The organism is Microcoleus sp. FACHB-831, assembly GCF_014695585.1.
Taxonomy (GTDB): Bacteria; Cyanobacteriota; Cyanobacteriia; order Cyanobacteriales; family FACHB-T130; genus FACHB-831.
In genome coordinates this window covers 15,327-28,972 of the sequence record NZ_JACJON010000014.1, presented here as the reverse complement: position 1 = coordinate 28,972, position 13,646 = coordinate 15,327, and the positions used below count along the sequence as shown (strand labels likewise).

Genomic DNA, 13,646 nt, shown 5'->3' with positions numbered 1-13,646 from the left:
CGGACAGCAATGTCTTTCCGTTTTGTCGAGTGGCTGAACCACAATCGGGACGTATTCATCGCGAATATCGCAGCTTTGGGCTTTGTTTGGGCTTGAAATCTGTTTAAGTCCCGTTAGTTAATTATTTAGATTACTAGCTTTTGGTGAATGTGGTGTAAAAAACCAGGATTGCAGGGTCTCCCCCCAATCCCGGCCCTGGGGGACGGGTGCGTCCCCCAGACCCCCTCCACATAAGAGTATTTCCTGCGATCTTTGCAGCTCTGGAGAAACTCCGACTAAGCAAAATCTACAATCCGAACTTTATATTAGTGTTCAAAAATGTCTTTGTAGTGCAGCAAATCCAGGGCAACTATTGCAGGCAAACACTCAAAACATTGCTGTGCTAGTTCCCAGCGCTCTTCTCGCTTCAGCATTTCAATGAGTTTTTGGCGCACGCTTACGAGATAGCGGACATCATTGGCAGCATAGCGCAGTTGAATATCAGATAAGTTTGCAGCATTGCCCCAGTCTGAACTTTGAGCAGTTTTATCCAGTTCAACTTGCTCTAGTTCCAGCACCAGTTCCTTAAGACCATGACGCTGGGTGTACGTTCTAGCAAGCTTGCTGGCGATTTTTGTACAGAAGATGGGAGTAACATGAATGCCAAGATGGTAACGCAACTGAGCAACATCGAAGCGGGCGAAGTGAAATACTTTGAAGATGTCCCCTGCTTCCATCAGTTGTTTTAAATTTGGGGCTTCGGTTTGCCCTTTGGCGATGCGAACAACTGTTACTCGCTCTTGGGAATCGCACAGTTGGACAAGACACAAGCGATCGCGCTGCGGTAATAATCCCATTGTTTCAGTATCAACAGCTATAGCTTCTGCTGTTAGATACTCAGCCAAGATATCAGGAGTAATATCGCGATCGCATACCTTAAAATCTTCCAATTCTTTCTCCTTACCACAACCGTCGGACGAAAAGTTGGGTGAAGTAGTATTCGCCATCAGCGTTTTTAGCAACACCAATTCCCGTCATATCGAATTTACCTTCCATATTCTGACGATGCCCGGGGCTTTTTATCCACCCCTGAACAGCTTGTCGCACGGGATCTTTATATCCTTGGTTGAAAGCGAGATTTTCAGCAAAACTGCGATACACAATCGCCTTGTTTACCTTATTCGCTCGCTGCTCAAAACCATCATGGCTAAAAGTAGCGCGATCGCTTGCCATCGCCTTGCTGTGTTCTCTTGCCACTTCGCTAATACGCGGATCTAGCTTTAGCGGCGGCAAGTTGAGGGACGCACGATACTGATTTACCTGTTCGTGAGCAGACTGTTCCAAAGCACTATAGGCATTTGAACTTTTAGACACTGGTGCTGGAGCAGGCTCTTGAGTTGCTGGCGGGAGAATGTCCCCGATGGAAATAGAATCGCAGCCACTAATTCCACCAGCAATAACCAGGGCTGCGATCGCAATTTCTGCAAAAGATTTTTGCATTACGTTTGGGATGATTCACCTATATTTAAGAACTTCGCGACTGTGTTCACATCTTTATCGCCGCGTCCAGAGCAGTTAATTACAATTCTGGGGTTGCCACTTAGTTGAGGGCAAAGAGTTTCCAGGTAGGCGATCGCGTGAGATGTCTCTAGCGCTGGGATAATTCCCTCTAACTGAGACAGTCGCTTAAACGCATCCAAAGCCTGTTGGTCAGTTACGCTGTAATACTCAGCACGACCCAAGTCCTTCAGATAACTATGCTCCGGGCCAACACCGGGATAGTCCAGACCAGCACTAATAGAATGTGCTTCCACCACCTGACCATCACCATCTTGCAGCAAATAGCTCATCGCGCCGTGCAACACGCCCACTCGTCCCATTGTCAGAGTTGCAGCGTGCTTCTCGGTATTTACACCCTCCCCAGCAGCTTCTATCCCAATCAAACGCACGGTTGGGTCATGTACAAACTCGTGGAATAGGCCCATTGCATTCGAGCCACCACCCACGCAAGCCAGTAAGATATCAGGCAAACCGCCCCATTTTTCCCCGGCTTGGGCGCGAGTTTCTGTACCAATTACTGCATGAAAGTCGCGCACCATCATCGGGTAAGGATGCGGTCCTGCAACTGAACCCAGGATATAGTGAGTTGTTTCTACATTCGTTACCCAGTCGCGAATTGCTTCCGAAGTAGCATCCTTTAGGGTTCCAGTCCCCGCCGCCACTGGTCGCACCTCTGCCCCCATCAACCGCATCCGGAACACGTTGAGCGCTTGCCGTTCCATATCGTGGACGCCCATGTAGATAATGCAGTCCAGACCGAACCGAGCGCAAACGGTAGCTGTAGCAACGCCGTGCTGACCAGCACCAGTTTCAGCAATGATGCGCTGCTTGCCCATACGCTTCGCCAGCAATACTTGAGCTAGGGCGTTGTTGATTTTGTGAGCGCCAGTGTGGTTTAAATCTTCCCGTTTGAGATAAATTTGCGGCCCGCTTCCATCAGGTTTGGCGTAGTGGGCGGTTAGGCGTTCTGCGAAGTAAAGGGGGCTGGGTCGCCCTACATAGTCCCGCAATAGTCCTTGGAGTTCTTGTTGGAAATCTGCGTCAGTGCGGTATTGCTCAAAAGCTGCTTCTAGTTCGCTCAGAGCAGGCATCAGCGTTTCCGGCACGTATTTGCCGCCAAATTTGCCAAAACGACCGAGATTGTCTGGGCGTTGGGCAGCGGCGTCGGGACTTTGTTGGGAACTGGGTTGCAGAGGAGTGGTAGTCACAAACTTATCTCGGAACGTAACATCAATAATTATAGGTAAGTCTTGCAGGGGTTGAGGCAATCGACTGGCGATCGCTCTTCAAAATGGAAAGGGAGCGACATATAAGCAATGTCTCCCCCCCTGCGGTTGCAATATTTATGCACATTTTGCAAAAACTTTGAATTTTGTGAATGCATAGCATCTATCTACTCTTTTACAGATATGGGCACAGTAGTATGCTTGCATTGCAGCACTTTAGGCTAGATAATTCCTGGCCCCTTGGGACGGCGATCGCCTTCCATTGTCAGCTTTCCTTCTTCATCGTCATTCACGTTTGTTAATTCTTGGGCGCGTTCAGCCGCCTCCTGTGCTTCTTTTTCCCTCAAGTCTCCAGGCTCGTTGATATACATTTCGGGTTCAATAGCGTAGTTATTGATCAGGCCCTCTTTGTCTACGGTGTAGCCTTCTGTAGTGTTAATGGGTTGGGCATCTGCCTTCCCGTAAAGTTCTTGGTTTTGATCTTGTTCTTGTGAGGGTGTATGCATGAATCTATCACCTTCACGCTCCTGACGGGCTGCTGTTTCAGCAGGAACCATATGCGGGTCATACTTAGGCGCTGAATCCTCTGGCCGCTCGGTATTTGTTTCGTTGCCAGCAGCAGTTTTATTATCCATTATTATTTCCTCAACAAAGCAAGCTGTTATGCTTTAGGTTAGGCTTCTTTGTATCAATGTACACACTATCTTTAGTCGGATATTTTTTATAAAAGGCATTACAATATCTCATCCCTCTTAAGATAGAGGGAGAATGTGTTGCAAAATGCACGGTTCGCGATCGCCCCTCAACCTAGTTTTTCCTTTACCCTGTTATGTCTGCAAATAAGCGCAAATCTCCTGAATCCAACGCATCTACAGGCGGTAAGTTTGTCTACCGCGAATTTGGCAACAACGACAACTCAGCCGCTATAGAACGACCCCATGCGGAACTACCGCCAAATCAACAAAATATTAGGGTGCAAGCTTCTCGCAAGGGACGCAAGGGCAAAACCGTGACGGTTATTACTGGGTTTCAGGTTAAGCCAGAAACTTTGGAAGCCCTAACTAAACAGTTGAAAGCTCAGTGCGGCACAGGCGGGACTGTTAAAGAAGATAGTATTGAAATTCAGGGCGATCATACACAGAAGCTCGTGCAGATTTTGGCTCAATTAGGGTACAAAGCCAAAATTAGCGGCGGTTAATTTAGTTTTAGAAAGAATGGGGAAAGGGAGAAGGGGCGAGCGCGTTATTTTTATGGCTGGTATAGCTAGCTTATGCGGTATAACGTGTTGTTAGTTAAAAAATAAGTATTTTCTCCCTATCTAGCTTTACAAATCAGTGGTATATATCTCTATAAATTGATCTAATTTTGAGCGTTTTAAAACGTTCAAAAGCGGTAGGTTTTTTAAATATGTCTTACCCGGAAACTTCGGCTCTGCTTCAGCTAATGGTCGAACATACTCCAGGCGCGATCGCTATATTCGACCGCGATATGCGTTACTTGATAACCAGTCGCCAGTGGCTAATAGACTATAGTTTAAACGACCAAGATATTATAGGTTGCTGCCATTACGAACTGTTTCCCGACTTTGCCGATAGATGGAAAGAAATTCACCAACGCTGTATGGCGGGTGCAGTGGAAAAGTGCGACGCAGAACCTTTAATAGGCGCTGACGGTACTATTGGCTGGGTGGAATGGGAAGTGCGTCCTTGGTGGCATCAACCGACAAATTTTTCCCCGGAAAACAAAAATCCTGCTTTGGAGTTCCCCCGTTGCGGCGAGATTGAGGCGGGTGGGGAGGACAAAAGTAGAGGTGAAATTGGCGGCATCGTTATGGTTACGCAGAATGTCACCCAGCGCAAGCAAGCTGAGTTAGCATTGCAAGAATCGGAAAAATTGCTGCATTTGGCAATAGATAACCTTCCCCAATCCATTTTCTGGAAAGATAGAAATTTTGTTTACCAAGGTTGCAATCAAAATTTTGCAAGAGTAGCAGGGATTAGCAAGCCAGCCGATATTGTTGGTAAGACAGACTACGACTTGGCATGGTTTCAGCAGGAGGCGGAATTTTTCAGAGATTGCGATCGCCGCGTTTTGGAGATGGATATGACAGAACACCACATCATCGAACCCCACCTCCAAGCTGATGGTACGAGGTTGGACATTACAAAAATTCCGCTCCACGACGGGAATGGGAATATCGTTGGTATCCTGGGAACTTATGAAGAGCTAATGTCATGCGAAGAAGACGAGTTAGATTTGCGGCAGTATCAGAAACGTCTAGAAGATTTGTTATCGCAGAAGACGGCTGAACTTGAAAAAGCGCACGAACAACTTCAACAGGAAATCCGCGATCGCCAGGCGCTAGAAAAAGAATTAGCATTTCAGAAAAGGTTGTTTGATGACTTTTTAAAGGGTGCGCCAGCTGGCATCGTAATTATAGATAACGAATTGAAGGTTGTGCAAATCAATCAAGCCTTAGCAGATATGAGCGGCCTATCTGTACAAGAGCATTTAGGAAAAACTATTGCGGAAATTCAACCCGATTTGGCCAAAACTTTGGAGCCGATGTGGCAGCAGATATTGGCTACAGGAGAATCGTTTTTAAATGTTGAAGTGTCGGGTGAAATAACTGCAAGTCCGGGTGTAATCAGACATTGGATAGAATCTTATTTTCCTTTAATTGGGGAAGATGGATTGGTTTTTGGGATAGGCGGAGTCATCGTTGAAATTAGCGATCGCAAGGAAAGAGAAAAAGAATTTGCCTTGCAGAAAGCTCTATTTGATGCATTTTTCTCCGCAGCGCCAATTGGCCTCGTAATCATGGACAATGCTTTGAGATTTGTGCAGATTAATGAAGCTCTAGCAGAAATCAATGGGCAGCCAGTCGCAGCTCATATCGGCAAAAATATAAGAGAAATAGTGCCTGAAATGGCTCCAATATTGGAGCCTATCTATCAGGGGATTTTAACTACTGGTGAACCGCTTCTTAACGTCGAGATCAGTGGAGAGAGGCCAAAAGAGCCAGGTATTTTGCAACATTGGGTGGCTTCTTATTTTCCCCTATTTGGGAAAGATGCCTTCCCCATTGGCCTTGGTGCTGTCGTAATTGAAATTAGCGATCGCAAACGCGCAGAGGAAGCTTTGCGGGAGCAGGAGGAGTTTTTACGCAGCATTTACGATGGCGTAGACGATGCAATTTTTGTTCTAGATGTACTAGAAAATGGCGAATTTCGTTATGCAAGTTTTAATCCGACTGCTGAAAGAGTTTTAGGCAAAAAGGCAGACGAAATGCGGGGTAAAACACCAGAGGAAGTGTTCCTTCCCCCTAAAGCTGCTGCGTTGCGTCAGCGATATACTGAGTGCGTTCGTGCGGGAACAACGATTTACTACGAACACTCGCTGAATATCGATCAAGTGGCGCATTGGTGGCTGGCAGCAATAACGCCTTTACACGATCCCTCTGGGAGAATATATCGGCTAGTTGGTACGTCTAGTAACATCACCAACCGCGTGCAAGCAGAGCAGGCATTGCAAGCAAGCGAAGCTAGAAACCGTGCTTTGATCGCTGCACTCCCAGATATGTTGTTTCGCATCAGCTCAGATGGTACATTTTTGGACTTCCACGCACCCAGAGAAGATGCTCTCTCCATGTCTCCCAGCGCGTTTTTGGGCAAAAAAGTGGAGGAAATAATGCCCCCAGAGTTGGCTGGGGCTACGATGCAGAAAGTCCGGAGAGCGATCGCTACAGGCGAACCTCAACTTTATGAGTATGAGATGCACGCGCTAGACAACAAGGTTCACGATTACGAAGCGAGATACGCAGTTAGCGGTGAAGGGGAAGCTTTAGTAATTGTGCGCGACATAAGCGATGCCGTGGCGGCGGCTACGCAACGCAAACAAGCAGAAATAGCTTTGCAAAAATCAGAAGCACAATTGAGAGAAAAGGCAACGGTTCTAGAAGTTACTTTGCGCGAATTGCAACAAACCCAAGCTCAACTTATTCAAACTGAAAAAATGTCTAGTTTGGGTCAGCTAGTAGCAGGTGTCGCCCACGAAATTAACAACCCCGTCAGCTTCATTTATGGTAATCTCATTCCCGCTAGGGAATACGCCGAAGATTTGTTGCGCCTGATACAACTATTTCAACACCAATATCCCAATTCCACCCCGGAAATCCAGAAGGAAATAAAATCAATTGAGCTAGATTTTCTTAAGGAAGACCTGCCCAAGCTCCTGTCTTCAATGGAAGCAGGAGCGCAACGCATCCGCGATATCGTCCTCAGCTTGCGAAACTTCTCCCGCCTCGATGAAGCGGATATGAAGCAAGTCAATATCCACGAAGGCATAGACAGTACGCTGATGATTTTACAAAGTCGGCTGAAAGTGCAGACTAAACGTCCGGAAATTCAGGTAGTTAAAGCCTATAGTCAACTGCCTCCAGTAGAATGCTATGCTGGTCAACTCAATCAGGTGTTTATGAACATCCTGAGTAATGCTATTGATGCTATGGAAGCAGTAGGGGAGTTTGGTAGAGACGAAGAAGCCGCAATCCCCAATCAAAAACGCCCAATTAAAAATCCCCAGATTTGTATTTCTACAGAGTTGGGACATAGCAATCAAGTGGTAATTCGGATTGCAGATAATGGCGTGGGGATGACTGAGGAAGTACGCAGCAAGCTCTTTGACCCTTTCTTTACAACAAAACCTGTCGGCAAAGGTACTGGCCTTGGTTTGTCCATTAGCTACCAAATCATTGTAGAAAAACACTGCGGTTCGCTACAGTGTGTTTCTTCTTTGGGTAGCGGGACGGAGTTTATTATTGCAATTCCTATCCGTCAAAGCCGTTATTTTTTCATGGCTAATGGCCAAAAAGTTATTAAGAATAAGAAAATTTAAAAATTGTAGTTATTATTTTAATTAGCTTTTTTTAATTACTTTTGTTGCTATTCGCGTCGAGCCTGATAGGAGGCGGGGTAATTCATTTTGTTTTAGTAGTGTCACGGTAAACCTTTCAAAACTATCTCTGCCCCAAAATCCAAGGGGTGAAAATCTAAAAGTCAAAATGGCATAATCTGCGATCGCAATATTATTGCCGCTCTCAACGCTACTATTTTTGCAAAATTAAAGGGGCGTATGAGAATACGCCCCTGAAGCTATTTTGCTAATTCAAGCTTTAGCGTGTAACCGTTGTTTGTTCAACCATGCTAACTAACCCTTGAGGGTTAGAATTTGGTAGCTTTGGCGCTACCAAATTACGAGAGTAAAGAAGCGATTGTTTTTGTGCAACTAGGGGTAGAGAATTACGCAGATGGGCTGCGACTTCTACCGTCTTCACATCATAAGTTTGCGTCGCTACTTTGGGATAAAAACCAATTCCAATGATGGGAATCAACAAACAAAGCGTGATGAAGACTTCACGAGGCTTGGCATCTCTCCAAGGCTCAATCGTCCACTGTAAATTCTCTTGCCCGTAAAATACCTGACGCAACATATCTAGTAAATAAACAGGCGTCAGAATCAATCCCACCGCTGCTAGCAGCACAACCACAAATTTGAACGTGGAACTGTAAGCATCGCTGGTTGAGAAGCCTAAGAATATAGTCAATTCACCCACAAAACCGCTCATACCCGGTAACGCTAGCGAAGCCATCGAACCAGCGGTGAATAAGGCAAAAGTCTTGGGCATGGATTTTGCCATTCCGCCCATTTCTTCCATCACTAGGGTATGGGTGCGATCGTAAGTTACTCCCGATAGGAAGAACAGCGCCGCTGCAATCAATCCGTGAGAAACCATCTGGAGTACAGCACCATTCATTCCCAACTCTGTATAAGCGGCAATCCCCAGCAGTACGAAGCCCATGTGGGAAATCGAAGAGTATGCCAGCCGCCGTTTCATGTTCTGCTGGGCAAAAGCTGTCAAAGCACCGTAGATAATGTTTACTACGCCGAGAATCGCTAAAACTGGGGCAAAGTAAAGATGTGCGTTTGGCAGCATTTCGATGTTCATGCGGATGAGCGCATAGCCGCCCATTTTCAGCAACACGCCAGCCAAAATCATAGATACGGGGGCTGAAGCTTCGCCGTGAGCATCTGGTAACCAAGTGTGCAGGGGGAAGATCGGCAACTTTACACCGAAGGCAATTAAGAATCCCGCATAAGCCAGCAGTTCTAAGGCTAGTGGGTAATGCTTCTGTGCAAGGGTTGCCATATCAAAGGTAACGGTGTCGCCATAGAAGGCTAGCGCTAATCCCGCCACCAGAATGAATACAGATGCTGCTGCTGTGTAAAGGATAAATTTAGTAGCTGCATACAGCCGTTTTTGCCCTCCCCAGATGGAGATGAGCAGGTAGACGGGAACTAACTCCAGTTCCCACATTATGAAGAACAACAGTAAATCCTGTGCGGCAAATACGCCAATCTGGGCGCTGTACATTACCAGCATCAGGAAGTAAAACAATCGCGGCTTGCGGGTGACGTTCCAAGCTGAGAATGTAGCTAATGTTGTTACTAAACCTGTCAAGACTATTAAAGGCATTGACAGACCATCGACTGCTAAAGACCAATTTAGCCCCAGCTGAGGAACCCAAGGATAGCTCTCAACTAGCTGGAAGGTCGAGGTTTGTAAATCGTAGTGACTCCAAAACGTATAAATAATTAGAGCAAAATCTACTAATCCCACTCCGAGTGCATACCAGCGGACAGTTTTGCCGTCTTTGTCAGGTATTACGGGGATGGCGAAGGAAGCCAGGAGGGGAAACAAAATAATAGTGGTTAGCCAGGGGAAGTGAGACATTACTAAGACCCTCGCAAGGGTGAGAGCGATAGAAGGGCGTCTTAATCGGTCAGTGGCAGATTTGCCTTTGTTGCCAATTTGTTGGTAAGGTACTCAACCAGCGATCGCTTGAGAATTTATACTTACCCTTCGACTATATCCCCTAGTTAACTAATGTTGCAAGGTATTAAGTTAAGTAAAGTTTTAATAACGCGCTTGTATAAAAAACTGAATTATCTACACCTGGAGCTAAAAGATTCTCTGATAGCAACATTCCAAGGGTAGAATTAAGCAAAGCCTCCCAGCATAAGCTATAGAACCGCAGTGTGAAGCGATCTACGCTTTAGTAGGAGGCTAAGTAAATTTTTATTAGAACTTAAAAATCAGGATTCAACAGGAAATTGGCGATCGCGCTCAATCAACAATTTCTTTACCTGGTAGAGTTCCTCGTTGCGCTGGCCCAGTTCTGTCGCGATCGCTTGCAACTCCTGATTCATCACCTGTAGTTCTTCGCTTGTGGAGCGCAGTTCCACCTCAGTCGCGTACAACTCTGCTTTCAGAGCTATGCGTTCTTGTTTAAGAGTTTTTAACTCTTCTTGAAGCAGTAACATTTCGGCGCTGTCTATTGTTGATTCTGGCGTGGAGTGCGATCGCGGCAAAAAAGGTTTGACCATCGGGGCGAGTGCTAGCGATCGCGTGTTCAAGGAGGGGATGGTATCATCGCCGCTAGCGCAGATATGCAATTTGCCTTTTGGAATACACTCCACGTCCTCCAAATCAGCTGCATTAATCTCCACTTTGGGGTTGGGCAGCTTTATATAAACACGTTGGCTCAAATCAACAGGTTGGAAAATATTAGTACGGCTATATATCCTCTCCGCTTGGCCTATGATGAAAAAACAATTTTCGTTGAAAACATCGTGAAACCGTGACACGATTTCGCTTTGAGCCTCGCTATTGAAATACATCAAGACGTTGCGACACATTACCAGGTCAACGCCAGAAATAGGTGCATCCTCAATTAAATTGTGCCGACCAAACACCAACGAACCACGTAGCTCTTCACGAAACTTATATCTATTAGCGCTGCAAGAGAAATACTTCTCTAAAAACCTTGCAGGGATCATCGAAACCTTGCTAGCAGTGTAAGTAGCTTTACGAGCAATGTTAAGAGCATCGTCATCGATATCTGTGGCATAGATTTTCACGCGCTTGCGGAACTGTTCTATACCTAGCGCCTCGGCTAGGACTATTGCTAAGGAGTAAGCTTCCTCGCCACTAGCACAACCAGCACTCCAAACTCGGATCGGTTCGTTCGAGGTCTTCCCCGCAACGATCTGAGGCACAATTTCTTTGCTTAAGTAATCCCACACCGAGCGATCGCGGAAAAAGCAGGTAACGTTGATAAATAGAGTGTCGAATAGCTGGGTAAATTCTTCTGGATGCAGCTTCAGATAATTTATATAATCTCTAAAATTTTCACTTTTAACTATCTGCATCCTTTTGAGTACCCAACGCATCAAACCAGGACGCTTGTAAGCACTAAAATCAAAACCACGACTTCGCTTCAGATAGTCTAGAAGGATTTCTAACTCATAAGCTGCTTTAGTTTGAGGGCGGTTATAGGCAACCGATTGTGATGTCTTTATGCTCATTGTCCGTGTTTAATATTACAGCAGGTCTTAAACCAGGCACTACAGTTCGTCTGCCCCATCGAACGCATATATATCCTCATTTTTATAGCATTGCCTGGGTATCATCAGCATAAGCTTGCTAGAGGTTGTATAAGCTCTCAGGGACATATAATTTTTACGATGTTGTCTTTAGAAAAGACAAGGGACAAGTCAAGATAAAATTACAACTTGCCCTAGCATAAAAATGAGCGGTTTATGTGTCTGTCCGCTTTCCTACATAGTAGAAAATTCAATAAGATCGCTCCGAAATATCGATATTTCTCAGATAAGACAGATTTTAACCACTACCCCTTCTCTAACAAGAAAGGCGAGAACTCCAAAAGCTCGTCTTTTACTAGAATAAACGAACCGAAAAGTATTGCATTCATAATCTAACCTTCACCCTCCTGAAGCAACCATTAGAAGCCAGATTTGAATAATTTGTAACACTCCATGATGTTGGTTGCAATTCCTCACCTTAAGGGTGGGGTAACAAACGTCAGGGGCAAGGCACAAAAGAATATGTCTATGTTTGGGATAGCAGGACGCACTAAGCACATCAAAAGAACGAAAACTTTTGGCACTTGAAGGTGGAACAGCTTACCAGGCTTCTAAACCTCGTGGTTTTAGATTAGTAAGAATTTCAGCAACCATTTGTCTCTGTTCTGGAGTAAGTTTATTCCAACCATTACCCCAAAGTTTTTCCAGTTTTATTTGGGTATTATCATCATCTCTAGAACGCATATTTGTTAGATTATTCATTTCACTTGGCTTGTACCAATTTTTGATTCGGGATTGCGATCGCAGGACGATGAGCCATTTTTAGCCCTAGTACGTGTAGCGGACGCCAAATCAAAATTCTATTAGTCCCCTTAAACCGCACATCGGACAACTAGCCGATCTGGTCGTCTGCCAAAAACAATTGGCGACATAAAGGACGTTTCAGGGTGATATTTCAACAATAAACACGTTCAACATTACCGTCTGTCCGGTTCAGCACATAAGAGGCCATTCATCCTAGATTACATTTTGCCCCGTCGGAGTTTCTCGCCGGGATAGGTGGGAAACTTAGAGCAACAGCCACTTTCCACCAATTTATCTGTTGCAACCCTAAGATGGAATCTAACTGTGTCTAGCGTCAAACAACCTCTTAAACTGTAGCGGACGCAAAATCAAAATAATATTAGTCCCCTTAAGCCGCACATCCGACAACTAGCCACTCTAGTCGTCTGCCAAAAACAACTGGCGACATAAAGGACGTTTCAGGGTGATATTTCAACAATAAACACGTTCAGAACGATCGTCTGTCCGATTTAGCACATAAGAGGCTATTCATCCTAGATTAGATTTCGCCCCGTCGGAGTTTCTCCCCGGTATAGTAGGGAAACTTAGAGCAACAGGCAGCTTCCACCAATTTATCTGTTGCAACCCTAAGATTGAATTTAATCGTATGTAGTGCCAAGTAAGCGCTTAAATTCGGCTTTGACGGCTCCATAACACTCGCAGGATGTCGCTTCCAATCCCTCGCGATTCAAGATGGTGATTTTGCCCCTAGCGTAGCGGATCATGCCCGCCCGCTGAAGAGTGCTAGCAGCAACAGTTACGCCGGAGCGCCGCGTGCCCAGCATTTGAGCTATAAATTCCTGAGTGAGCGGAAGTTCGTCAGATTCTAGGCGATCGCAGACTGTCAGCAACCAGCGAGCGAGGCGCTCTTCTAGGGTGTGCAAGCGGTTGCAGGCTGCTCCTTGCGACACTTGGTTTAACAGTGCTTGCGAGTAGCGCAGCAGCACGCTTTGCAACGCTCCCCCCCGATTGAACTCCGATTTAAGCACGTCTGCTCTTATCCTCACAGCACTGCTTGGGATCTGCACGTTGGCTTCGTAAATACTGATGCTGTCTGCTAAAAATATGGGGACGCCCAGCATACCATCATTGCCAACCAAACCGACTTCGACCGTCGAGCCGTCTTCCATCATGCAGACCAAAGAAATTATTGTGTGATGGGGAAAATAGGCGTATTTAAGGACTTCGCCTTGGTGGCACAGGATCTGCCCGGATTGGAGGGAGACGAGTTCTAGGTGGGGAACAAGGCGTTGGTAATCGTCAACTGGCAGAGACGCAAGCAGTTGATTTTTTATCGGTAGAGGGGAGGATGTGGATGATGCCATGAATACTTCCTTGGGTATGGCCGTGCTTAGAAAAAGCCTGACGGCACAAGGATAGGAATTAAGAACCAGATCCTAATGTCAAAAGGTTATTCTGTAAGTATAAAGAGACAAAGCGATAGCTTATGTAATTTGGAACTTTGCTAGCTAGAATTTTAGATTGTAAAACTCAATCTAAAGAAATATTTTAGTATTTGCAGCTCGTGCAAGTTTAAAACAAAATGATATTACAGCAGCATAGCTACGCTCAGTCTAACTTAAATTCTCAACC

General features: G+C 45.6%; 10 protein-coding genes. 2 read left to right on the top strand and 8 right to left on the bottom strand.

Features of this window, described 5'->3' with window-relative positions:
* Positions 1-305: 305 nt before the first annotated feature.
* From H6F77_RS01940 to H6F77_RS01925, 4 genes are all read right to left on the bottom strand, one after another.
* Complete coding sequence (locus H6F77_RS01940; protein WP_242021839.1) at positions 306-929, bottom strand: ribonuclease H-like domain-containing protein; 624 nt, start codon at positions 927-929, stop codon at positions 306-308.
* 10 nt (positions 930-939) lie between these two features.
* Positions 940-1,479, bottom strand: coding sequence for a CAP domain-containing protein (locus H6F77_RS01935; protein WP_190484830.1), 540 nt, complete (start codon positions 1,477-1,479; stop codon positions 940-942).
* A complete protein-coding gene (gene trpB / locus H6F77_RS01930; RefSeq protein ID WP_190484828.1) occupies positions 1,479-2,747 on the bottom strand; it encodes a tryptophan synthase subunit beta in 1,269 nt (422 codons plus the stop codon). The genes H6F77_RS01935 and trpB overlap by 1 nt, the downstream gene beginning before the upstream one ends.
* A gap of 239 nt (positions 2,748-2,986) precedes the next feature.
* A complete protein-coding gene (locus H6F77_RS01925) occupies positions 2,987-3,400 on the bottom strand; it encodes a hypothetical protein (protein ID WP_190484826.1) in 414 nt (137 codons plus the stop codon).
* A gap of 194 nt (positions 3,401-3,594) precedes the next feature.
* Here H6F77_RS01925 and H6F77_RS01920 point away from each other — a divergent pair, with 194 nt between their 5' ends.
* Together H6F77_RS01920 and H6F77_RS01915 are read left to right on the top strand one after the other, a co-directional pair.
* A complete protein-coding gene (locus H6F77_RS01920; RefSeq protein ID WP_190484824.1) occupies positions 3,595-3,963 on the top strand; it encodes a translation initiation factor in 369 nt (122 codons plus the stop codon).
* A 209-nt stretch (positions 3,964-4,172) separates the two neighbouring features.
* Positions 4,173-7,661 (top strand): PAS domain-containing sensor histidine kinase, encoded by a 3,489-nt coding sequence (locus H6F77_RS01915; RefSeq protein WP_190484822.1) that lies wholly within the window; start codon positions 4,173-4,175, stop codon positions 7,659-7,661.
* 277 nt (positions 7,662-7,938) lie between these two features.
* Here H6F77_RS01915 and H6F77_RS01910 read toward each other — a convergent pair whose 3' ends face one another.
* From H6F77_RS01910 to H6F77_RS01895, 4 genes are all read right to left on the bottom strand, one after another.
* Positions 7,939-9,558, bottom strand: a complete 1,620-nt coding sequence (locus H6F77_RS01910; protein ID WP_190484820.1) for an NAD(P)H-quinone oxidoreductase subunit 4 — start codon at positions 9,556-9,558, stop codon at positions 7,939-7,941.
* A gap of 362 nt (positions 9,559-9,920) precedes the next feature.
* Entirely contained in the window at positions 9,921-11,192 is a 1,272-nt protein-coding gene (locus H6F77_RS01905; protein WP_190484818.1) for a CheR family methyltransferase, read from the bottom strand.
* A 618-nt stretch (positions 11,193-11,810) separates the two neighbouring features.
* Positions 11,811-11,972, bottom strand: a complete 162-nt coding sequence (locus H6F77_RS01900) for a hypothetical protein (protein ID WP_190484816.1) — start codon at positions 11,970-11,972, stop codon at positions 11,811-11,813.
* 680 nt (positions 11,973-12,652) lie between these two features.
* Positions 12,653-13,378 carry a Crp/Fnr family transcriptional regulator gene (locus H6F77_RS01895; RefSeq protein ID WP_190484813.1) on the bottom strand — a complete coding sequence of 242 codons (726 nt, stop codon included), beginning with the start codon at positions 13,376-13,378 and terminating at the stop codon, positions 12,653-12,655.
* Between the last annotated feature and the right edge of the window lie 268 nt (positions 13,379-13,646).